Genomic DNA, 24,446 nt, shown 5'->3' with positions numbered 1-24,446 from the left:
CGTCATTGCGAGTGAGAAACGAACGAAGGAATCCCATCGTGATCCCACAAAACAGATTGCCGCACTCCTTCGTCGTTCACAATGACACTAACCGAAATCTGCCACCGTGGTCTGTGTCTTCACAGACCACTTAATATTTCGGTCTGTGACACAGACCGAGGTGAAGATTGTTTTACTCCTTCGTCGCTCGCAATGACGTAAATCCGAAACTTGAGCTGAGCGTAGTCGATGCATCTATCATTCACTTTTCAGCGTCTCCGCAGGATTTACCAAGGCAGCTTTGATCGCCTGAGAACTCACGGTCAACAGGGCTATCAAAAGAGTAACCCCACCGGTCCATATGAACACAGTCCAATCGATACTGATCCTGTAGGCAAATGTCTCCAGCCAGTCGTTCATAAAATACCAAGTTACCGGGATGCCGATGATCACGGAAATGAATACCAATTTGGTAAATTCTGAAGAGATCAAACCTACCACGCTGCTCACAGAAGCCCCCATTACTTTGCGTACGGATATCTCCTTTTTTCTTCGCTCTGCGATGAAAGTAGCCAAGCCGAAAAGCCCCATACAGGATATCACCACAGCCAAACCTGTAAAGAGCGAAGTGAGCTTGGCCGTGCGCTCCTGAGAGTTGAACTTTCGGGCATGTTCCTGATCCACAAACTTATACTCAAAAGGGGAATCGGGATTAAACTTATCAAAAACCTTCTCTACACTGGCCAAAGAATTCCTGTAGTCTCCACCCTCCGCAAATCGGATATGAATGAAGTTCAGGTTCCGTTTTGGCCCCATCACCATAATAGGGACCACCTCATCAAAAGGCGATTCCATAATAAAATCCTTGACCACCCCTACTATGGTAAACTCATACGAATCGTCCTTAATCACCTGACCTATAGGATCTTCAAACCCCATGATTTTTGCGGCTTTTTCATTGACCAGTGCCGAAAGACTATCACTGGCATACGTGTAAATATCAATATCCCTTCCGGCGATCAACTCCATCCCTGCAGTTTCTACCAAGTTTGCATCGGCTCCCATCCGACTAATATTTGGCTTGAATTCAGGATCTTTGCCCTGCCATTCCATGCCGTCGGTATCAGAATGGATATTCGTCAATGGAGAGAAAGTATAACTCACTTCAGCCACTTCTGGAAGCGCGAGCAATTCATTGCGAAGTGCAGCTTTATTCTCCCTCATGTTTTTAGTGACAGTATGGAAAATCAGATTATCCTTATCTATACCCAAGTCCCTGTTTTGGACAAATGTAGTCTGGTCCCGCACAATCCATACACTCGAAATCAATATGACTACCACGGCAAACTGAAAGACCACCAGGACTTCCCGGGGTTTCAATCCAAAACTTCTTGTTGAATTCATTTTGGACTTGAAAACAACCGTAGGCTTATAGGAACTCAATAAAAATGCGGGATAGCTTCCGGCCAATATTCCTGTCACAAAAACATAAACCACAGAAATCCCCCAGAAAAAAGGCTGGGTGAACGGGCTTTCCAATTCCTGTCCGACCAAATCTTTAAATCCTGAAAAAGACAGGGAGACGATAAAAATGGCCAATAAATACGCCGCCAGAGCTATCAACACGGATTCGGCCAAAAACTGCCCGATCAGCATTCCCTTGCCTGCTCCGGAAATCTTCCTCACCCCTACTTCTTTAGCTCTCCTGTCACTTTGAGCTGTGCTCAGATTTACGAAATTGATGGCAGCGATGAGCAAGACTATAATGGAGACAATCCCAAACATACGGATCATTTCAATTTTGCCACCGACAGACTTCCCGTTTTCAAACTTCGAATACAGGTGCAGATCACGGATCGGAAACAGGAAATCGGAAACCTCATCCATTTCCGAATTTTTCGCAGTGAAGTCTTTAAACTTCTCATTAAATGAAGTAAGCCCCGTACCCTGGGCCAGCATGGTAAAGGTCCGGTAAGAATTATTCCCCCAGAAGTCTCCAGCCCAGCCCAAAGCCTCAAGCTTTTTAAAAGGTAAAAATGCCGTAAAAGGGAAGTCTGTGTTTTTGGGCAAATCCTTTATAATGGCCTTGACTTCAAAGTCCATTTGCTTTTCCACTGTGAGGGTTTTACCCATAGCCGGAGCATCCCCAAAGAGTTTTTTGGCCACAGACTCTGTCAGCACAATATTGCCTGGCTCAGTCAACGCAGCTGCCGGATCACCTTCCAATGCTTCGAAACTAAACATCTTAAAAAAACCCGGGTCGGTAAAGGTGGTTTCTTCGTAAAAATTATTCTCTCCCACCGTTAAGAGTTGCTCATCCCACTCTGTGATCCGAGCCACCTCTTCCACTTCGGGAAACTGCTCTTTCATGGCAGGCGCATAAGGTGCAGGCGTATAATCCCATGTGAATAATTCACCCTGCATTCCAGCAGTTCTCCAGTTTGCATAGACTCGATCTGAATTCTCGTGAAAGCGATCCACAGACATCTCAAATTGAACCCAAACAAGAATCAATATAGAGGCAGCCATGCCTATACCCAGTCCAGCGATATTGATAAATGCATATCCCTTACTTCTGGTGATGTTTCTCCAGGCGATTTTCAAATAGTTTTTCCACATTATTCTACTGATTTAAAAATTGAAATACTCTCTATTCGTGTTATTCCTCATTGCGAGGAACAGCCTGCCCCGATGTGTCGGGGAAGCAATCTATTCGTAATCTGCCACCGTGGCCTGTGTCTTCACAGACCGAGGTGAAGATTGCTTCACTCCTTCGTCGTTCGCAATGACGACCTGTTCAATTCCACTTCCATGCCAGTCAAAAACACCGATAACAGCACATTAGGAATAAAAAATTAAAAATCTCAAAAATCCATCGGACGTTTTTGTCCGCTTGCGGTCGAATTCCCTTTATGGATAAAGCAAATACTTCAACCGCATTTCCTTATACGCAGAAAGCTCAGGCTCCCACCCAGCTCTGATGGTTTCCATAGGCACATCATCAATGATTTGCTGCCTGAAATCGCCTCGACCTATCTGGATTTCTATGCTGTTCATCTGGTTGCTAAACTTAGACTCAAAAAACTTTTCCTTTTCCGGGCTGGCTTTATAAAGTTCGCGTATCCAATCAAAATTTATTTGTCCGCTCTTTCTCAATAGCTCGGTATCGTACTCACGCAAATCTATTCCATAACATACTTCGTCCATGAAAATTGGGGTTTCGGCCATTCCTTTGATACCCGCTGGAGTAAAGCTGAAATCATAAATACCCTTGTAAGCCGGACTCCCCAATACGGTAAATGGAAAATAGGTTCCTCTGCCATGGTTTATGTAAACCCCTTCAAACATGCACAAGCTTGGGTAAAGCAAGACCGACTGTGGGGTATTCAGATTTGGGGATGGAGCCACAGGCAAAACATAGGGCATGTCATGCGAATAATTGGCTACGGGAATTACTTGGATATCTGCCTTGACTTTGTTTGCCAGCCAGCCTTCACCATTGGCCATCATCGCAAACTCACCAACGGTAAGCCCATGAGCCATGGGAATCGGAAACATCCCAATACCTGATTTATACTTCATATCCAGCACCGGGCCATCAATCAGATACCCATTGGGATTGGGTCTGTCCAGGATCAACAAGGGTTTGCCGTTTGCTTGGCAAGCCTCCATCAAGCGGGCCAAGGCGTTGATATTGGTGTAAAAACGAACACCTACATCCTGTAGATCATAAATCAAAATATCCACATCCGCCAAATCGGCCGCAGTCGGCTTATTCTTCTTGCCATAAAGTGATATGATGGGAATGCCTGTTTGCTTATCTATGGCATCACTCACGGTGGCACCGGCACTGGCATCTCCACGAAAGCCATGTTCCGGCCCAAAGACTTTGACGATGTTAATCCCCAACTTCTGCAGACTGTCCACCAGATGCGTTTTGCCGATAATAGATGTTTGGTTGGCCAGTACGGCTACTCGTTTATCTTTCAAAAGCGGTAAGTATAAATCAGTTTGCTCCGCACCCGTTTTTATTTCTTGCAGAGGTTCTTCCGTTTGGTTTGCGGGAAGATTTGTGGTGCAAAAGCAAAGGAGTATGCTGAGTGCAAAAAGTAATATGGAATGCATAGGGGCTGGGTTGGTAAGTTTCAAGTTTTTTAAAAATACATCATTGGGAGGAACGAAGCAATCTCAAATACTAACGATGAGATTGCCACGCCTCGTTCCTCGTGTACCGATGACGGTTTCCTTCGCCGTAAGCTATGCCTGTCCACCGTGGCCTGTGTCTCCACTGACCACTAACATTTCGGTCTGGGAGACACTGACCGAGGTGACCAATTCTAGACCCAGACATTCCACCCCATAGATTAGAAATAAAGACAATCAAATTAATGAGTCCCGGCGGGACGATTCATATTCTTGCCAGCAATTTCAATAGCTGGACTTTTTGATGGAAATATACATTCGAAGAGTCCCCTAGGGACGGACGATATTTATTCAGCACTATACATGATGTTCATAGCGGAAAATTCAATCTATAACAGGATTGACATTAATAAATATCGGTCATGCCTACGGCATTTTCATAAAACCCTCATTCTTATCCACCAGCCATTGAAATGGCTGGCTAAAAGATCGGTCATGCCTATGGCATTAATGAGAATATAATCCAATACTTCAGCGTCCCCGTGCTGAGCCGCCGTGGTCTGTGTCTCCACAGACCATTAATTTTTCGGTCTGGGAGACACTGACCATGTTTATGATGGAAAATCTTACCAGTCCCAGAGGGACGCCCCATCTTCTTGCCAGAGGTTTTAACCTCTGGGGAAATTGATAACAATGTGAGCTGGCAAAGTCCCGTAGGGACGGACGATATCTATTCCAACTCTTTAAAAAGGTATTCCGGTGAAAAATCAACATTATGAGCCTTTAGCATAATGAGGTATTCCTCTCTAAAGGTCATTTTTTGATGATGAATTTCCTGGTTTTGAACATACTCAAAAATATTCGGAATCTCCCTTTCACTATAGGTAAAGGAACCAAAAGCAACTTGCCATTCAAACCTATGTTCAAGAAGCTTTGATTCATTTAACCACTTGGAGGATTTGGATTTGGCACTTTTCATTATTTCAGACACCGCTTGTTTCGGGTAGAACTGGAACAGACAATGAACATGGTCAAAATGACCGTTAACGATTAAAGTCTTTGCACCTGTCTCATTGATAAGATTTCCTATCACTCCATATAACTCGCTTTTAAAGACATCCTGAATAACTGCTTTTCTGTACTTGACCGCAAAAACGACTTGACAATACATCCTTGAATAGGTATTTGGCATAATAGATCATATTAATTATTCAAACTAATTTAATCAATATCGGTCATGCCTACGGCATTTTCATAAAACCCTCAATGCTTATTCACCAGCCATTGAAATGGCTGGCTAAAAGATCGGTCATGCCTATGGCATTAATGAGAATATAATCCAATACTTCAGCGTCCCCGTGCTGAGCCGCCGTGGTCTGTGTCTCCACTGACCACTTAATAGTTCGATCTGCGAGACACTGACCGAGGTGAAGATTGCCACACTCCTGCGTCGTTCGCAATGACGCTAACCGAAACCCGCAATAACCTACTCGCCCTTAATCGCCTTCACAGGGTTGGAATTGGCGGCTTTCAAGGACTGCACGGTCACCGTCAACAGCGCAACTCCCATGATCACAGCAGCAGCAAGGGGGATAAACCACCACTCAAAATCGATCTTGTATTGATAGCCATTCAGCCAATCCTGCATCACCCAGAATGCTAGCCCAGAACCTATGACAATGGAAAGCAATACAATGAGGATAAACTCCCTGTTGATTACCTGAAGAATTGATAAGGTGGAAGCTCCCAATACTTTTCGGATCCCGATTTCCTTGGTTTTTTGCTCGGCAATATGGGCTGACAAGCCCAGCAGACCCAAGCAGGAAATGATGATGGTGAGAATACTGAAATACTGCGCCAAGTCACGCAGTCTCACATCCTCCTGATAGAGACGCGCATAATTCTCATCCATAAAGCTGTACTCAAAAGGGAATTCAGGATTTAGGTTTTTCCCTACTGTTTCTATAAAGGCAACCGTTTCCTGAATAGCTGCCGTATTGACTTTCACATAGCCCTGCCAGGTGTTTCCCGGGTCAAGTAGAAAAATGGCCGGAGCTACATTTTGACGAAAGCTCTCGAAATGAAAATCCTTCACGATTCCGGTAATCGCTCGCTCTTCATCCCACAATCTGAAAAATTCGGAACCTTCGTGATCTTTTTGCATCAGCTCATAGGCCGTCTGGTTTAAGATCGCTCCCGAAGTGGAATCTGCCCCATTGACTCGATCGAAATCCCGTCCTTTCATCAACTCCAAACCGGCCGTTTTTAGAAATTCATAATCCACCCGGATGATTTCGAATAGGGCTGAATTCTCAGGGTCTTTCCCTTCCCAGGAAACTCCCCCTGTATTGGAGTTTCTACCCAAAAACCCAAAGGAAGATCTGCTGACGGACTCTATGTTTTCATTCTTTTCCAGTTCGGCCTTAAAGACATCAAAACTCTCCAGCAGCTTTCCTTCCAAAGGAATCTGGATCAGCTGGTCCTTGGAATATCCCAAATCCTGGTTCATCGCAAAACTGATCTGCTGATACACCACCACGGTGGAAACGATCAGAATGGTCGCCAAAATAAACTGGAACAACACCAGGCCTTTTCTGGCCATCACCACTCCTCTGCCTGCTTTGGTAAATGATCTGAATACCGAAACAACTTTGGTAGCCGAGAGGTAAAATGCAGGATAACTTCCCGCCACAATCCCCGTGAAAAGGATAATACCAATAAGTTCTAGCCAGAAAAGACCTGATGCATAAGGCACGTACATCTCTTTTCCTGTCAGGTTGTTGAATAAAGGCAAAGTAGCCTCTACCAAAAGCAACGCTAAAATCGCCGAGAAAAAAGTGATCAATAAGGACTCGCTCATAAACTGCATGACCAGGGATCCCTTATCCGCTCCGGCCACTTTCCTCACACCCACTTCCTTTGCTCTTTTTTGGGATTTGGCAGTACTGAGATTCATGAAATTAATGCAGGCGATGATCAGCACGAAGAGGCCGATCATAGCAAAAAGCTTGACGTTTTTGATCCTTCCTTCTACCAGCTGACCGTCTTTCCAGCTGCCATGCAGGTAATAATCCCCATAAGGATAAGCGAACAACCGAACGTTTGAATATTCATTTCTATCCTTGATATAGTTCTCCATACTGGCAGAAAACTTCTCTCCATCTACCCCGTCCCGTAGTCGCACTACAGTTCTTGGACCATTATTCCCCCAGTCTTCCAACCAATCATTCTCCTCAAAAAAGACAGCATAAGGCAGCACAAAGTTGAACTTCATGGAGCTACTGGATGGAAAGTCCCGCACTACTCCTTGAACGATAAAATTTTCCATAGCAGTCCCCCCTTTTATCTGCACATCCTCACCCACCACATCTGTTCTTCCAAATAGGGAAATGGCCCCGCTTTCAGTCAAGACCACGTGATTTTTTTCAGTGAGCATGGAATTGAGATCTCCCTCCACCACACCGTAGTCATAGATTTTCAGCAAATCAGGCATGGCATATAGGCCTTCCAGCTTGATCCGCTTGTCTCCTTGAACAAACAGCAAATTCTGCAACCAGGTATATGTGGAGGCATATTCCACATCCGCCAGAGTTTCCTTCATGCTTTCTGCCAATACGCCGGGCGTGGAATTGGTAGTGAAAATATCCGCTCCATAGGACTGATGCTCCATCATCTGATAAACCCGGTCCACCTGAGGCAAGTCCTTATTGACGTTCATCTCCGAAGTCACCCATAGTCCAATGAGAATGGCCGCCCAAAGCCCGAGCGACAGCCCAAATAGATTGATAAAAAAGGTGAGTTTATGCTTTGCAAAACCTCTCAATGCGATTTTAAAGTAGTTTTTGATCATGGCTTCTGATTGGAAATTTGAAGTACTTGTCCGCCGTGGCGGATTGGAAGGTTAGAGTCAATCATTCATTTTTAGGATTCTCGGGTCTTGGTTCTAGATTCTCGTGTCATAGTTCTTGGCTCCAGACTCTTGATTCTATCTATAAAGATGCATCTGGACAGCAACGAGTTGCACAGAAAATGCCAAGAGGTAAAAAAAGCCTTCAATGAATGAAAATGAGGATTTACCTGAATCCTTTTTGTCCGACATTCGTGGATTTTGGTCGCCTGCGGACGAAAAAAAATCAGAAGCGAGAAACCCAAAATCCCATAGAAAAAAAGCCTGCCGTAGGTAGGCCCTGCTGAATCTAGCCTGTTTTGTGCAGGAACTTCACTTAATCCCAATGCCGTAGGCACGTCCGATTCTCTTGGCAGGGGCATTCACCCCAGGTTGAAAGGAAACAATGTGATGACCTCCTGCCCTGGATCACCGATTGGAAATGATGGTTGATGCATGAGGTGGAAAGTCCCAAATCCATCAGTAAGCAGCTTAAAGTATTATCCTTTTATTAACTTTTTCTGATGGCGAATTCCAATACCATGTCATCAAGTAAATTAGGGCTTAAAATAGCAAAAATGGAATTTAGCCCTTATAATTTCTTAAGTGTCCACAATCCCGAAGCTATAGGGAATTATGTGAACACTGTGGAATTTGAAAAGGGAGAGCTGCTATACCAGCCACCTCAACGGATCACCCCGATCTATGAGATAATCAAAGGAGTGGTGAAAATAGGCACCTATTCACCTATGGGAATGGAAGTTTGTTATGATATTCTCAGACCCGGTGAGTTTTTTGGAAACCTTAGATACTTGAATGGGCAGTTTTCTGAATTTGCCAAATCCCTTTCCTCTGTGATTGTCCGTGAATACGACAGTGAGTTCTTTAAACGAATCACTGTATTTGAACCGGAAATTTCGGAGTGGTTTAATATACAGGTAGTAAAAAGGTGGAGCAGGGCAGAAGATAGATTGTGTGCCGTAAGAAGTCTCGATGCAGCAGCCAAAGTCAGGAGAATTTTGTTTGATTTCCAAAACCATCTTGAAGATGCCTCCGGCAGATTGATCAATCTGCAGAAAATCATAACTCTCCAGGATATTGCAGATCTCACCGGTCTTACCCGACAGACAGTGAGCAGAGTTCTAAAGGAGGAGATTTTAGCATAAGCTTTTGTGCCCCAAAACCCCATTGTTCCGCTTCTCAGCACAATCAGGAAAATGGCATGAAGAAAGTGGGCATACCCTAGATTCTCCATGCCACCGCCCATTATTTTGGGCATGTTACTTTTTAATTCCCGGATAAAGCGTACTCTCAGGTAATTCTATAGATAGATTCAATAGGTATTTCACCACCGCTGCTACATCTACCAACCCCATTTCCTGTATTTCCACATTCTCCCGGATTCCTGATCCCCAGGCGATAAATCCTGTCTCTATTTCATCGAAATCCGGGAAGTAGCCGTGCGTTCCTCCCTTGGCCGCTTTCAGCACATCTCCGCTTGTAGCACCTGAAAACGAAATCCCCTGAATAGGCGCCAATGCCAGAACGGCATTTGGGTCTGCACCGATTTTGTCCAACCCTTCTCTATCTACTACCCTAAAGAGCTTTTTTATGTTATCAGGCAGGTCAGCAAGTAGCTGACGCACTTTAGCTGCTGTTTCCTGATCCCCTTCGTCCTTCAAATGCAGAAAAGCCGAAGCTCCGCTGGTGTGAAACGCCGCCTTCCACTCTCCCCTATCTCCTTTATCTTCCATCAGTCCGGCATCGACCAACCAGATGTTTGGACTTAATGAGCTGTGAATATTCACAAAACCGTGGTCCCCTGTGACGATAAAGGTGGTTTTGTCCAATATCCCTGCCCTTTCTGCCGCTTCCATAATTTTGCCTATTGCCCTATCCGTGGCCGCAATAGACTTATAGACCATAGGCCCATCCCTCCCCTCGCTATGCTGAAAATGATCCGTGGCGATTAAGTGCAAGGTGATCAGATTGGGCTTGTACGTCTCCAATACATAACCTGCCATATCACCGATGCGGTCTTCACGGTTCAGGTAGTCACCGTTGAAGGTTTTTTCATTTAATTTTCCAAGTACATTGAGTTCCATTTCAGCCATCAATCCTTTTGGCGTCTCCATCTCACGCATGGGTTCTATCCGCCCATACCCTTCTAAGCTCCAATATTCCGGGATATTGTAATCAATCGGTGCATTGACCGAAACCGGCCAAAGAAAACTTGCACTGCTCATTCCATCCTTACGAACCGCATCCCATAGCGTAGGCACCTGAATCAGTTCGTGCTCCCAATACCATCTCCCGGTCTGGCCCTCAGGTTCGAAGGGAGCATTGTAATATATACCATGCCTGGCCGGTGTATGACCTGTAATCACCGTAGTATGTGAAGGGTAGGTCACTGAAGGAAAAACCCCTGTGACCCCCAGTGATCTGGCACCTTCTTCAGCCATGGTTTTCAAGTTTGGTGCAGGCCATTTTTCTTCTAAATAGAAATCCGGTCTGAAGCCATCAATCGATATAAGCACCACATGCTCCGCAGGCTTTGAAGTTTGGGCTGTGGCCAGTAACTGACAAGCTAGGACGAGCAAGAGGATAAGTGGGAATTCTATCCTTTTTGATAAAGTTGATTTATTCATATTTTCTGATTTTGTAGAAATAGCCCGCTAGCCTTGGGGGAAGGCGGGCTGTTGGGTGATTTAGAAAAAGATTTTGCCTGAAATCTGCATTTGGAAAGGAGTTCCTCCGGGAGTGGTCACTCCTACATTGGGATTGACTTCATATACATATGCTTTCTTTTCCGGGTCAAAATTCCTAATGGTCAGTAAGTTTTGGTTGCCCAAAGTTTCGGTGGTTCCCCATTCTTTGTTCAACAGGTTGGCGACATTGAAAATGTCCAGACCAAGTTCCACCCCTGACTTTCGCTCTCCCGAAAAGTAAACTTTCTTGGCAGCACGCAGATCCCAATTACCGAAGTATCCATTTTCCCCTCCATTTCTCACGGCTACTTTTCCGAGGCTTTCCCGGATATAATCCTTCGCCAAATTATCAGGATTGGCCAATACGTTATTCATTCCCTCCACTATAGTCTCCGATAATCCCGAAGTAGATGGGTCAAACACAAAAGCAAGGTCATTGGAATTGACAAAATCACCGTTGACGTTTCCGTTTACGCGCAGGGAATAACGTGTCCCGCCGATGCCGGAATAGCGGACACCCACCGTAAATCCTTTGAAAGTAGGCAGTGTACCATACACAACGATCTTGGTTCTATACTGACCATTGGAATAGCTCATTGTCGATAAGTCCCTAGGGTCATCTACCACCATCTGACTAAGGGTAGCACTGTTTGCCACATTACCATTATAGGAGGTATTGTCCTTACTGTCATTCCAAGTATAACTCGCCGTGATCTGCCCATCTTTGAAATAGCGATAGGTACCATCCACCACTACCGTATAGGTATTGTTTTTCCCCTCGCTGTTCAGTTCCAACACCCGTCCAATCTGTTCTGTTTTTCTTCCCTTAGTCCAGTCAGCATTACCGTTTGACGTACTGATAGTTTCGGCAGGCACATATACCCCCCGGTTGCCTTCCTCTTCAAGTCGGAAGTACGGCTGGTCCACCATGTTTCTATCCACATACATGTAGTTATTGCGGGCAATAGATGCGATGAAATTCACCCCTAAGCGCAATCTGTTGTTGAAAACCCTATTGTACATTACGTTGCCCTTATAAACCGTCGGGACCTTTAGGTCTTCGCTGTTCATATTGATGGTGGTCACAGTGGTGATCCCGGGCTGATTTAGCAAATCCACCCCCGGGGCTGTGGTAGGATCGTTTCGGTATGATACAAAATCAGGCGTTGGGACATTTTCTCCTGTAATATCCACTGCAAAGATCTTAGTACCGTCAAACTGTAGGTTGTTGACATCCGAGTAGTTGTTCAGTGCCGAACCGAAGACACCTGCTCCAAATCTTAGGATATCCTGTTGTTTTTCATTGATGTCCCAGGTAAACTGGAATCTTGGCTGGATCTGAAATCCTCCGGTTTTGACATCAGTTCTTAGCCCCAGCTCGTCAAACACAGTCTGATTGAAAGCTGGACTGTTTTTGTAGGTAGTGTAATCACCTCTCAAGCCGACGATCAGGTTCATCCCCCTTCCCAGATCCGTTTCAGCCTGGGCATAAACTCCACCACCAAAGATGCTTTGCTCCACAGTGGGATCTTCAGTCGCTACCTCACGGGCATACCTGTAGGGCTGCTGATTTTCAAACGCATCCAGCCCCGTGAAATAGAATCTTCCATTAAATTCACTTGTAGCCAGCGAGTTGAGGTTATTCAGAAGCAAGTCCGCTCCAAATGTATAGTTTGTCTTCCCTTTGTTGAAGTATAGGTTGTTGACAAGCTGATATACATTAGATTCAAAACGCTCAGGAAGATAGCGCTGCCCTCCAAGCTGAATCGTGGTATTCACATTGCTTCCGTCAACTACTGATTCCACCCGCTGCACTATTGCCCTTGGTATATTGCTACTTGGCAGCTGTTCATTGGGTCTGCCATCGTCCAAAGTATATAGGTATTGTAGTTTCAGCTCATTTGTCATCCGGTCATTTATTTCCGTTCTCAGGGAAGCCATCAGACTATTTGCCGTAGAAAGGTGGTCCCCATAGACTTCATACAAGTTGATGGAACTGTTGTCTGAGACTCCCTGGCTGTTCAGATCCCGGGAAAAATTGTTCCGGATAGTGAGCAAGTTGGTTTTGTTGATTTGGTAATCCAACCTGGCAAATGCCGTGTGTGAATATCTTTTTTTATTGAAACTTCCGGTTTGCGGGGAGTCCGTCACGCCATATTCGTCACGCGCTATCTGAAGATACCTGTCCAGCGATTCCTGGGAGAGATTGTAACGATTCTCATCCTCAGCAGTCCGGATGTCGGCAATGTATAGCGGACGTGCATCCCGCTGACCATCGTAGGCAAGGAAAAAATGAAGCTTGTCCTTGATGATAGGGCCTCCCAAGGTAAAACCATACTGTTGGATTGAGAACTCGTCTTCTCTTTTGTTTCCACGGGTATCGTACTTGCTTGCAAGCCAATCGGCCCTGTTGAAGAGAAAAGCAGATCCCTGTACCGTGTTTGTACCCGTCTTGGTCACAGCGCTGATGATACCACCCCCACTTCGACCATTGGTGACGTCATAATCATTGGTCACCACTTCAAATTCCCTGATGGCCTCCATGGAAATAGAGAATGGGCCACGATTGGTGGATCCACTGGAAAGCGGGCTTCTGTTGGTCATTCCATCAATGGTGTAGTTGGTAGAGGAATACAGCTGCCCCAGAAGATTACTCCCATTGGAAACCGGCGACAAATCCACCAGAGAGTTGAAATTTCTTCCGTTCACAGGCAAAGTCGCCATGTCCTTGGCCGTCACGGCGGTGGAGCTTCCAAATCGATTGATGCTATTGCTTAGAGAATTTGCCACTACACTCACTTCATTCAGGGATTGTGCTTCTTCACTCAGCTCTATATCGAGTCTGATCTGCTCTCCCTGGCTGAGCGCATATCCTGTGAATACTTTGGAGCCAAATCCCAAATAGGTACATGTCACTGAGTAGTCCGTACCCAGTGGCAGTTGGTTTACGATATAGTTTCCGGTCAGGTTGGTCACTGCAGAGGAGGTGAATCCCGTCAGTTCGTTTTTAATTAAAAGCGCGGCCCCAATCAGGGGCTCTCCATCTGTATCGGTTACTTTTCCCGATATTGACGCATTGGTAGCCTGGGAATAACCTTGGGTGCTGAGTCCCAAAATCAGGAGCAGGAGAACTATTCCTGCTGATAAACAGGTAAAACTTTTTGAACTCATAGTGTTTGGATAATGGTTTAATTTTATCCAAAACTAGATTTCAGCCCCTGCATGAAATGTTAATATTTAACATCCGGACAAGCGGTAACATAAAAATAAAGCAGGAAATATTGAGCTAATATTGGATCACAGAGATGCTAGCAGCTAAAGGTTAAGAGGGGTTGGGTGCCGGGTGAGGGGGTAAATGTTAAGGGTTAAATGTTAAGGGTTAAATGTTAAATGTTAAGGGTTAAGGGTTAAGGGTTAAGGGTTAAGGGTTGTGCGGGGAGAATTTAGATTGATTTGTCTCCAAAATTCTATGGGAACGGAGCAATGCCGTAGGCAGGCATGGCAGATTATATGACTCGTCCGCCGTGGCGGAGCGGCGGCCTTTAACCCTGCGTAAAAAAATTACCAAAAGGCCAAGTCGCCTCCCGATATCGCTACGCTTCCCGAATCACTTCGTTCCCGAATTGCTCCGCTCTCAGGATTAAATACCAACAGCGGAATAGATAGCGGAGCTTCGGGTTTTGTAAGGCTGTCAGGGCAGTGGCAGTCTGAAGACTGCATTGATATAGGCACAAGCCTGCCTGACCGGAAGGCTGGTCAGTAAGACTTGCGCCAACTAGGGTTTCCATAATTTTAGGCTTTGTTCAACTCATTCAACCTACATCTACCGGAAAACCAACCTACATCGAATGCATTAAGGTGAAATGCTTTTCAAAGGAGATCCCTCTGCCCCACTTCAAAAATCCGCTATACTATAGTATTCGACAGGAAGACAGACCAGCATAATTTAAACTAAAAATATAATCCCCCAGAGCTTTCCGGGGGATTATATCGGCAGCTTACTTTAAACTGGTATTCAATATCGGAGCCACCTTCGTCCATGGCGTAACATCCATTTTCCTGGGTGTAGGATAAACTTCATCAAGACTGTTTCCATCGTATATCCTTCCGTTTTTCATCACATGCGTGATGCTGTTGGAATTTCGGATATTCTCCAACGGATTGCTTTCCATGATGACCAAATCCGCCAGCTTTCCTACTTCTATACTTCCCAACTCCTTATCCAATCCCAATGCTTCGGCACCTGAGATGGTGGCTATCTTAAGGGCATCATGAGCTTCCATGCCGCCGCTGGCTACTGACCAAAGTTCCCAATGATAGCCCAATCCCTGCAGCTGTCCATGGGATCCTATTCCTGCCAATCCCCCTTGCTCCACAATCGATTTGACTCCTTCCGCATGCTTCATAAACACATGGTCCTCAGGAGCAAACCAACCTCCCAGGCCTCCGGCCCTTCTTCTTGCTTTGGCATTGAGCTCCTCGTATGGGGTAAAGCGGTTTAGTTTAGGATCATGGAGGGGGCTTTCTGTCGTATAATAATAGTTTTCAGCCCAAGGCCCTCCATAAGCCACCAATAGTGTAGGCGTAACTGCCATTTTACTCTCGGCAATGGTTTGCGTTACATCCTGATAGAGTGGATGGATCGGAATAGCATGCTCATGTCCCGGATAGCCGTCGATCAACTGCGTCATATTCAGCTTGAAGTCCAATCCCCCTTCCGTAGTCGGCATCAATTGCTGCTCTTTGGCAGCCATGATCACCCATTGTCTATGCTGCCTGTTCCCGACCAAGTACATTTTGATGTATTGTGTATTGAAATATTTACTGTACTGCTTCAGCACATTTTTAGTCTGATCCAGCGATTTCATATTATACATCCAATACCCTACCCCCGGGCCTGTACTGTAAACCCTTGGTCCCGGAACCATCCCCGCATCGACCATATCCCCATAGGTCAGCACATCCGTCGTGGCAGTCTGTGGATCACGCGTGGTGGTGACTCCGTAGGCCAAGTTTGCGGCGTAAATCCAGACAGAATTTTTATGAAGACCCCAGGTCGGCCACATATGGGCGTGCGTATCTACGAATCCCGGTGTGATGGTCTTACCGGACATGTCCATGACTTTGGCTTTGCCTGCATCGAGCGATCCTGTGGCTCCCACAGCCTTGATCCGGTTGTTTTCGATCAGAATATCCCCATTTTCGATGACCTCATTGCCTTTCATGGTGACTATTCTGGCATTTGTCAGCAGCACCGTGCCCTGCGGAATGTCCTTGGCATAATAAACAGAAACTTGCTTTTCTGACGGCTTATAGTTCTCCTTCTCTTTTTGTTCTGCTTTGGAGATGCTGTCAGCTTTGGCTTTTTCCTTGTCATTTTTCAGCAGTTCTGCCAGTGCTTCTTTTTTCGCTTTGGCCACCGAATCAGCTGCTTTGACAGCTTCAGGCCCCAATGCTTTCAATGCCGCAACGGAATCGGCTTCCGCTAAGGATTTGGCTCTTTTGGCAGTTTTGACTGAATCTTCCATAAATTCTGCCCGGTCTATATCATAGACCCAATGCCCATTTCCAAGAGACCAGTGCACCTTTCGCCCATTGGCTTCCCAAGCTGGCCACTCTCCCCCGATTTCCGTGAGCTGTCGGGAAGGGAAATTGCTGGACCCCGGGTCACCCACATTGATGACGGGCGCTTTTCCGACTGTTGGTATAGTGACTACATAAACGTTATTATTCACCTGTGCCAGCGCAAGATTACCCTCCGGTGCCATCAAAATGGTGCTGGCACTACTGGGTTTCATTTCAGGTTCCTGCGCATTGGCACCTTCCGGAAGCATGCAATAATTTACCGCATCCGCATTGGAAACAGGAAGCCCCATGACATACCTAATATCGGTAGCTTCTTCGGGGTTTGTAGTGTGGTCATGGTTATCGTGTGATTCGACCACCGACCCAAACGGGGTGATTCCGGTGATTTTGGCATATTCCTTTTTATCCTTTCCGTCCCAACGGACACTCAGTAGCGTTCCCCCGGCACCATTCAGGAATACCCGTGTAGTATCGTTGGTAAAATGGACATTTCCGTGGTTTCCGGCCTCCATAATTTTCCTGAATTCCCCACCGCTGGCAGGGATCCAGACCAACTCCGCCTCGGAACCATTGATCCCGGGACCTTCCGCATCTTTCATGACCTGATTGGAAGCTTTGAATACGGCGATCCTGCCGTTAGGAGCCCAGGCAGGCTGCATGTAAAGTGCTTTTTCTGTGCTCAATTGGGACACAGCTATTCTATTTCCCAGCGAAGCTTTGAATAACTGACCGCCATCTGTGTCATTCCATGCTACAAATACCAACTGCGTGCCGTCAGGGCTCCAGGCCGGCATGGCTTCGGTGAACTCATTGCCGGTCACACGGGTCGGTTCTCCATCGGGATAGTCCATCACGTATAGCCTATTCAGGGCTGTAAATGCCAGTTTCTTACCATCCGGAGAAGGAACGGGGTCCCGGATCTGAGTCGCCCGTGCGGCAGCAGTATCTTTGATTTCATAATTGAAATACAACCGGGGCCCCATCGCCAGTTTGACATCGACTTCAAAAGGGATTTCAGCCGGAGCTCCTCCATCAACCGCAATTTTCCAGATTTTCCCGCCATAGGAGGCAATGACGTTTTTGCTGTCTGGAGTAAAAGACATAGCAGGCAAGACACCCTGGGGGGCAATGGATTCCTGTTCATCCCGCTGCACCGGATAAGCGAGCCATTTTTCCTCACCGCTTTCCATATTTCTTAACACCAGCCCGGTTTTCTCTTCCCATCGGCTGCCATACACCATCCATTTGCCATCATCACTTAATGTGGGAGTGAACGCTGATCCATACCGGGAAGTGATGGTATTCATTTCCCCTTTGTCAAAATCGTAGGTACCGATCTGATACTGGGGCAAGAGGGCATTGTAATTCCAGGATCCACTCCGCTGGGAAAAGTACACCTTCTTACCGTCCGGACTCACAAAAGGATCGATGGTTTTGATGTTGGCCGGGTTTTCATTGAGCTGTATCCCGCCTCCACCGTTTTTGTGATACATCCAAAGCTTGGTGATTCTTCTTCCTTTGCTGACCACCAGGTATTCCGAATCAGGGGTCCAGTCCGCTCCCGGGACATCCCCGTTTTTGTCTTTGGTCACCTGTACCGTATCCTTTTTGATCAAATCGATGTACCAAAGGTTATCACTGCCTGCCCTGTCAGAAGTAAAGAGGATTTTCTCCCCATCCGGGGAAAAGCGGGGATGTGTTTCATAGGCCATGCCCATAGTCAGCGGGGTTGCTTTTCCTCCTTCTATGGGGATGGTGTAGATGTCTCCAAGCAGATCAAACGCCAAGGTTTTCCCATCCGGACTGACATCCACGCTCATCCAGGTTCCCTGCTTGGTGCTGAACTTGATTTCTCTTTCCGCCTTTAGCGGTAATTCCTTGAATTTTGGCGTGTCAATGGAATCTCTTTTGGTGCTGTCTGCCTGGATCAAGTAGTTTTGATTCCCGGGAAATGACGCTTTTGGCCGGTCCGGCACCATTGCAGCAAAGCTGACCATGGCACCCAGAGCAACCAACACTGCAGGTTGGGTAAGTTTTCGCATAATGTGATTTTTGGTGATTTAAGCTAAGGCAAATTCTCCAAAATCCCATCATAAACCGACCTCTATTTATCAAGCAGTCCGTTTCGACCAGTGAAGGTTAATTGTGAATGGTGAATGGTGAATGGTGGAAGAGGTCATTTCGACCGTAGCCTGCGGAGGGAGAAATCTCTGTGGTTGGGTTAAGGGTTAAGGGTTAAGGGTTAATTGTTAATTGTTAATTGTTAAGCGGCACTGCGGGGGGACCGAAGCAGGCTCAGCATGGCTGGAAGGTGGAAGGTGAAAGGTCGAAGGGGTCATTTCGACCGTAGCCTGCGGAGGGAGAAATCTCTGTGGTTGGGTTAAATGTTAAATGTTAAGGGTTAAGGGTTAATTGTTAAGGGTTAATTGTTAATTGTTAATTGTTAAGCGGCACTGCGGGGGGACCGAAGCTGTTTCTGTAAGGCTGGTAGGTCAAAGGTGAATGGTGGAAGGTGGAAGGTGAAAATGTAAACAAAACCCCAAGTATCATGCGGGGATCTAGGGAGCTGGTGTAGTGGGCAGTCACAGTTTCCAGTCGCAGTGGGCAGGGCAATAAGCAGACTGCATTTTCCATGGGAAAAGCCTGCCGTAGGTAGGCCTGGTCGGTAGTAAGACTTGCGCCAACTAGAGTTTGAATGGAAAGTTACCCTGAAAGGGTAAAACTCTTAATAGCCCCGGGTAAGCGAGCGATACGAAGTGAGCGGGCGAAACCCGGGGTGACTATTGGTCAATCCAATTGTCCTCGGAGCAGGGGGATTTTTTGGAAAAGAAGGTGTGGTCTGAGGAGTAGCACCAAGATCCAAAAGGAGAAATTGAGAGTTTGGCTTCAATTTCACTATTTGCCTGAATAGCCAAGGGCAAGTATTTTTTCTTGTTCTTTTGGCTTAGCCCAAAAGAACCCCGCCACGTCGGGCAGGCAAAAGGCCAAGACGCCAGCAAAGCTTCTCCCCGCAGGCCAGCCGCCTGGCTTCCTCCTGCGGTGGACAAGACTGCTGCTGCGTCATCCCTCCCCGCCCTAAAAACAGAGCCATCTGCTATTTGACTAATAATCCTGTTTTTACTGGTTACCACTACTCATAGCAGCATCTTAAAAACATTTCCCGCCGAAGTCCGTGTCCTCACGGACGGATTGCACTGGATATTTTGAATAAAAAGTTACCCTGAAGGGGTAAAACTCTTAATAGCCCCGGGTAAGCGAGCGATACGAAGTGAGCGGGCGAAACCCGGGGTAAAGAATGTTCAATCCAATTGTCCTCGGAGCAGTTTTTTTTTTGGAAAAGAGGGTGCGGTCCGAGGAGTAGCACTAAGTCTATACGGAGAAATTGAAACTGGCAAACCTAGCTTCAATTTCACTATTAGCCCGTATCGATAGTGTTGAGGTTCTTTCTCTCCCGTTCTTTTGGCTTAGCCCAAAAGAACCAAAAGGCCAAGACGCCAGCAAAGCTTCTACCCGCAAGCCTGCCGCCTGGCTCGCTGCTGCGTCATCCCTCCCCGCCCTAAGAACATAATAATCTGCTAATTGATTAATTATCTTGGCTTGCTTCACAGTACTACTTTGACTTCTAAAACAAATTCCTAGTATACTTCTATATGTAAGGGTTTGTAGCTAGCAAGCCTGCCGTAGGTAGGCCTTGTGGGTAGCCCAGGGTTGCGTCGTACCTCCTTACCCTGGGCTTCAAAATTCTGTGGAAACGGATCAATGCCGTAGGCATGGCAGATTTTATAGCGGCGGGTTTTAACCCGGCGTAAAAAAAAGTCAAAAAGGCCATTGCCTCCTGCGCAGGATTATCATCTGGAAACGGGAGCTAATGCAGGAGGATGGAAAAGAGGATTTATTGGAGTGACGGTGTGGGGAATGAGATGGGAGTCACAGTATCCAGTCACAGTAGGCAGAAATGAATTGAGAAAGATGAGGATTATGATTGGAAGATTTGAAGAACTAGTCCGCCGGGGCGGATTGATAAATTGGAAAATTAGGAGAACCCCAACAGGTTGACTTGTAATAGCCTAGGCTGGAGACCTGAGGGACGAAGGGCGTAACCCTAGGTCAAAAAAGACCAAAAGGCCATTGCCTCGGACATGAGGTATAGTGATAAGACCAAGGCTTGTCCCGAGGAGGTCATTAGAGTCTGTGAATTGTCGGATTAGAAATCCTACGGCTAGGAGTCGCGGATTGCAAATTTCGAACAGCACAGTATGATGTGGCTAAAGCCGGAAAACATCTGCCGGTGGGTATTGACCTCCAGCTAAAGCAGGAGGGAATTAATGAGGTATGGTTGCGTCATTGGCACTGAAGTTTGCGGAGGAACCTGCATTCGTTCAGTATGACTTGCGCCAACTAAGTCCTGTAAGGACGATTCATATTATTGCCAGCCATTTCAATGGCTGGACTTTTTGATGGAAATATACATTCAAAGAGTCCCAGAGGGACGCACGATAGCTATTCAGCACCATACATGATGTTCATAGCGGAAAATCCAATCTATAACAGGATTGACATTAATAAATATCGGTCATGCCTACGGCATTTATGGAGATTCTTCAACACTTTATTTCCAGCCATTGAAATGGCTGGCTAAAAGATCGTTCATGCCTACGGCATTATTTCGGAAATCATCTACTTACCAGTCCCAGTCCCCTCACCTTGGTCCGTGTCTCCACAGACCACTAACATTTCGGTCTGTGGAGACACAGACCGAGGATACCAATTCTAGACCTAAACCTCAACAGTCAACCTAATCAGTTATCTAATCTCATTGGCACTGAAGCTTGCGGAGAGACCTTGCGTCATCTTAGTCTGGTTCAAGTCTTCAGACTTGGACTTAAAATACTGCAGTCTCCTGACTGCCTTGCAGTGATTGTAAGGTTATTTAACCACTGCAGTCTGAAGACTGCATTGACGTAGGCACAAGTCATGAGACTTGCGCCAACTAGTAATCTCGAACAGCAGGTAGACTAAACAGTTAACAACTTAACGTCTAACAATTAACAAAAAAAGGATATGGTTATCTAATCCCCATTTTGATAACCAAACTAGCATGGCTGCCCCATTATCCGTAACTTATGCCCAATGCGTTACACATGAACAAGCCGCTGGTCATATCCTCCCCTTCCCTTCTCCATATCCGCGCGATGTGCCTGGGCAAGATAAGATTTCCCTCCCCGGAAATCGCCTGGTATGTCCTGGACTACAACCAGCGCCATCAGATCAGGAACAGCATCACAGATTCATACTTGCTGGAAACCTACCGCTGCCCTTACTGCGGCTCCTACCATCTGGGACACAGCGCCAAAAAAAACAGATCCCGGCGTTCTTCCTAAGGCAGGTTTCTTCGGTCCCACTCTTTCAGGACCCGGCTGAAGGAAGGAGCCGTGACGAGCAGATAGGATGCCAGATACACCTGCTTGATATCCAGCAGCCTTTCATCATGCCTGAGCAGCACATCCAGCTTATCTACCAGGGTGGGCTGACGGTGTACCTCATGGTAGAGCTGGCTCTGGGCCATATCGCTGGCTATAATGTGCCGCATCAGTCCTTGCCAGTACCCGGGTTCGGAGCGGGCCATACGCTGGATAACGGCAAGGGGGATATAAATCACTTCGCAGGGCAGTATGGCTTGCCAGGAGGATTCTACCCGCTCCCGCATGCCCTCCAGTTTATTGCCGGTATAAAAAATCTGATCATTCCGCAGCAGATGTTGCTCCACATGTCCGTCCCCCATCTCCAGTCTGCCCAGGACAGCTCCTGAATAAATCAGGCATAATACATCCTCTTTGATAAACTTCACTTGTTCCCCTCTTCTAAACGTGACGGTGGTACACAGCTCAAACAGTGGGGCAAACAGCTTTTCTTCATATATCCCATGTGGTTTGGCATAGTTTATTATGCCTAATTTAATTTTCGTGTCACAAACCATATCTACTCCGCATCAATGGAATCTGCCGGAAGCTCCTGCAAAATCCTCAGTACTACATTTATTTAACTACCAATAAGATAAGCGTCTAATCCTTATTTTCATAACCCTCGTTAACAAAACAGGTAGTTAGATAACCGGATCAGGCTCAGTGATTTGCATTTTTTAGATCAGTACAGTAAGTTCAATCCATCATCTCCGGAGTACTTTGATCAGTTACATGGAGTATTCCGGGGCTGTACATCCGTCATTCCCCAGGCTGTCAGAAAGGGAATACAGCCGCATCTGGACGGATAAAAAAGGGCGATGCCGAAAACCCTGAACAGAGTAGGCGCTTTAACCACTTCCGGTAAGCAGCCAGTGGCCTTGCGCCGGAGACACTAAACGGTTTCACCTGTTTTTGATGTGTTAAAAAACAGGATACTATATGAAGAATCTAGAGGGCAAATTGCCCCTACTAACCTTTATAGTAGCTGCCTTTGCGGCAGTTGCTTTTACTTCTCCAAAAGAGGAAGATCCTATGTACGGAACTGATGGCACCTACTGGTACCTAGTGGATGAAGACACTCCTCCAGGCAGTTACCAGTGTGATAGTCAAGAAGAGCAAAATTGTCTTTTTGACGCCATTGAAGGAAGTCCTCTCCCTAACCAGGAAGATCGAAAATTCGTAAATATCAGTCTTACTCCTATTGAGGAATAAATTGATTGCAAATTGGTAAGAACCCGGGTTTCCTGAGCCCGGGTTCTTTTTTTATCTTCCCTCCAATTCGATTTCGTATGGTGGCACCTGCCATATAAACTGTTCTTCGGATGTCAGGGAATATAGCTCGCCATGTATCTCACGTTCATTTTTCAACTCCTGGCTTAAATACCAAAACCTCTTCATATCCAACCATCGCGTCCCCCTGAATACCTGCTCTTTTCTTCGCTCAAGTAATACCACTTCCAAAGCTTCTTCCGCACCTAGGTCTTCCCACTCCACAAAATCTTCATACCTATTAGCGCATAATTGGTTCAGATAGGCTAACCCATTTTCCACATTACCTGTTCTGATGGTACCTTCAGCAGCTGTCAGATACATTTCCGGTAGGCTTATCCCGGTAAAAAGCTCCAAATTTCCTGTCAGCGAGCCTTTGTACAATGGATTCCCTCCGTTATCCAGCCTAAAAAACAAATTCTTTCGCCTATCATTTTCCTCGTATAATTGATAGAGCTCTGGATTGATAAAGGATTCGGGACTTGCCGTCACCGAATAACTACTCGTTACGCTGTAAAATACAGTCTCCTTATTGAATAACATAAAGGGATATGCCAATGAGGCATCCAAGGCTTTATAGTCCAACAATTCCTCGCTGTGCTCTACTACATAAGCAGCTGCGCTAGATGTCTCTTCCCAATTTTCCTCATACAAATATACCCTAGCAAGATAGGCTTTTACGGTGGCTTTGTCAGGCCTTGTTTTGTAGAGCTGTTTCTCTGGAAGAAGTGTAAATGCCATTTCCAAATCCTGCTTTACCATGCCCAGTACCTCTAAAATCCCTAGTCTTGCCAAAGTCGCATTGATATCCGATTCCAAATTTACAGGTATCTTGATCTGATCTTTCAAGTCACTTTTGGGGCTAGGCAAAAACAGCTCAGCCAACTCAAAGAGCGCTCTTCCCCTTAATGCCAACGCTTCTCCTTTCAGATAAGAAAACTCTGGACTCGAATGATTTTCTTGCTTAGCCAAAATATCCATACAAATATGGGAATAGAAAATCTTCATATGGATAGCATTATAATCCACAGATCGCTGAGTAGGCTCGAATACTTCTTTCTGCCATAAGTAGGCATTTTGCTCCCAAGGGTTCATGGTATTCCATTTTTGAGAAGATATTTCCCAATCGTCCGAAATCAGGAACGTTGCCAAAGAGTTAAAATTTAATCTCGGGTAATTATCCAGTAGCGCGCGGACATCTTCCGGCGTAGATGGTACTAGGATATCTTTCAAAGGCTTCTCTTCGAGGTAGTCCTGACAGGAAACCAAGCTTAGGAGAAGAACTCCATTGAGAAATCTTATGATGTATTTTTTCATTTTGATTAGTGTTTAGAAAGTGAAGGAAAAATGGGCAGCAGGCATTACCTCTCTGGATAAGGCAGAATATACCCGCTACCCATGCGGAGAAGAGTC

General features: G+C 46.1%; 18 protein-coding genes. 3 read left to right on the top strand and 15 right to left on the bottom strand.

From position 1 onward, the window contains the following. Positions 1–237 precede the first annotated feature (237 nt). From LZF95_RS00140 to LZF95_RS00120, 6 genes are all read right to left on the bottom strand, one after another. Entirely contained in the window at positions 238–2,598 is a 2,361-nt protein-coding gene (locus LZF95_RS00140) for an ABC transporter permease (protein WP_233752886.1), read from the bottom strand. A gap of 291 nt (positions 2,599–2,889) precedes the next feature. After that, positions 2,890–4,104 (bottom strand): exo-beta-N-acetylmuramidase NamZ domain-containing protein, encoded by a 1,215-nt coding sequence (locus tag LZF95_RS00135; protein ID WP_233752885.1) that lies wholly within the window; start codon positions 4,102–4,104, stop codon positions 2,890–2,892. A gap of 455 nt (positions 4,105–4,559) precedes the next feature. Further along, complete coding sequence (locus LZF95_RS27535; protein ID WP_262912203.1) at positions 4,560–4,694, bottom strand: hypothetical protein; 135 nt, start codon at positions 4,692–4,694, stop codon at positions 4,560–4,562. A gap of 158 nt (positions 4,695–4,852) precedes the next feature. Beyond that, positions 4,853–5,293 (bottom strand): IS200/IS605 family transposase, encoded by a 441-nt coding sequence (gene tnpA / locus LZF95_RS00130; protein WP_233752884.1) that lies wholly within the window; start codon positions 5,291–5,293, stop codon positions 4,853–4,855. A gap of 315 nt (positions 5,294–5,608) precedes the next feature. Further along, a complete protein-coding gene (locus LZF95_RS00125; RefSeq protein ID WP_233752883.1) occupies positions 5,609–7,972 on the bottom strand; it encodes an ABC transporter permease in 2,364 nt (787 codons plus the stop codon). 71 nt (positions 7,973–8,043) lie between these two features. Continuing rightward, positions 8,044–8,391 (bottom strand): hypothetical protein, encoded by a 348-nt coding sequence (locus LZF95_RS00120; protein ID WP_233752882.1) that lies wholly within the window; start codon positions 8,389–8,391, stop codon positions 8,044–8,046. 159 nt (positions 8,392–8,550) lie between these two features. On the opposite strand from LZF95_RS00120, the gene LZF95_RS00115 reads away from it, so the two are divergent. Continuing rightward, a complete protein-coding gene (locus tag LZF95_RS00115; RefSeq protein ID WP_233752881.1) occupies positions 8,551–9,174 on the top strand; it encodes a Crp/Fnr family transcriptional regulator in 624 nt (207 codons plus the stop codon). Positions 9,175–9,288: 114 nt separating this feature from the next. On the opposite strand, the gene LZF95_RS00110 is transcribed toward LZF95_RS00115, so the two are convergent. From LZF95_RS00110 to LZF95_RS00085, 6 genes are all read right to left on the bottom strand, one after another. Next, positions 9,289–10,656, bottom strand: a complete 1,368-nt coding sequence (locus LZF95_RS00110) for an alkaline phosphatase family protein (protein WP_233752880.1) — start codon at positions 10,654–10,656, stop codon at positions 9,289–9,291. A 60-nt stretch (positions 10,657–10,716) separates the two neighbouring features. After that, the gene (locus LZF95_RS00105; RefSeq protein WP_233752879.1) at positions 10,717–13,887 is read right to left on the bottom strand and encodes a TonB-dependent receptor; all 3,171 of its coding nucleotides are present in this window, start codon (positions 13,885–13,887) and stop codon (positions 10,717–10,719) included. A gap of 422 nt (positions 13,888–14,309) precedes the next feature. Then, positions 14,310–14,504 (bottom strand): hypothetical protein, encoded by a 195-nt coding sequence (locus LZF95_RS00100; RefSeq protein WP_233752878.1) that lies wholly within the window; start codon positions 14,502–14,504, stop codon positions 14,310–14,312. A 210-nt stretch (positions 14,505–14,714) separates the two neighbouring features. Next, positions 14,715–18,344: an amidohydrolase family protein gene (locus LZF95_RS00095; RefSeq protein ID WP_233752877.1), complete on the bottom strand. Its 3,630-nt coding sequence runs from the start codon at positions 18,342–18,344 to the stop codon at positions 14,715–14,717. 738 nt (positions 18,345–19,082) lie between these two features. After that, a complete protein-coding gene (locus LZF95_RS00090; RefSeq protein WP_233752876.1) occupies positions 19,083–19,433 on the bottom strand; it encodes a hypothetical protein in 351 nt (116 codons plus the stop codon). 238 nt (positions 19,434–19,671) lie between these two features. Then, entirely contained in the window at positions 19,672–19,908 is a 237-nt protein-coding gene (locus LZF95_RS00085) for a hypothetical protein (protein ID WP_233752875.1), read from the bottom strand. Between the two features lie 222 nt (positions 19,909–20,130). On the opposite strand from LZF95_RS00085, the gene LZF95_RS00080 reads away from it, so the two are divergent. Continuing rightward, positions 20,131–20,358, top strand: a complete 228-nt coding sequence (locus tag LZF95_RS00080; protein WP_233752874.1) for a hypothetical protein — start codon at positions 20,131–20,133, stop codon at positions 20,356–20,358. A 1,079-nt stretch (positions 20,359–21,437) separates the two neighbouring features. On the opposite strand, the gene LZF95_RS27530 is transcribed toward LZF95_RS00080, so the two are convergent. Together LZF95_RS27530 and LZF95_RS00075 are read right to left on the bottom strand one after the other, a co-directional pair. Continuing rightward, positions 21,438–21,566 carry a hypothetical protein gene (locus tag LZF95_RS27530; protein ID WP_262912202.1) on the bottom strand — a complete coding sequence of 43 codons (129 nt, stop codon included), beginning with the start codon at positions 21,564–21,566 and terminating at the stop codon, positions 21,438–21,440. Between the two features lie 113 nt (positions 21,567–21,679). Then, entirely contained in the window at positions 21,680–22,279 is a 600-nt protein-coding gene (locus tag LZF95_RS00075; protein ID WP_233752873.1) for a hypothetical protein, read from the bottom strand. A gap of 424 nt (positions 22,280–22,703) precedes the next feature. Between LZF95_RS00075 and LZF95_RS00070 the strand changes: the two genes are divergently transcribed. Then, positions 22,704–22,976, top strand: a complete 273-nt coding sequence (locus LZF95_RS00070) for a hypothetical protein (RefSeq protein ID WP_233752872.1) — start codon at positions 22,704–22,706, stop codon at positions 22,974–22,976. Positions 22,977–23,027: 51 nt separating this feature from the next. Here LZF95_RS00070 and LZF95_RS00065 read toward each other — a convergent pair whose 3' ends face one another. Further along, entirely contained in the window at positions 23,028–24,350 is a 1,323-nt protein-coding gene (locus tag LZF95_RS00065; protein ID WP_233752871.1) for a RagB/SusD family nutrient uptake outer membrane protein, read from the bottom strand. Between the last annotated feature and the right edge of the window lie 96 nt (positions 24,351–24,446).

It is taken from the genome of Algoriphagus sp. AGSA1, assembly GCF_021390545.1.
Lineage (GTDB): Bacteria > Bacteroidota > Bacteroidia > Cytophagales > Cyclobacteriaceae > Algoriphagus.
The sequence above is the reverse complement of the archived record's forward strand: the minus strand, read 5'-3'. Positions and strand labels throughout refer to the sequence as shown.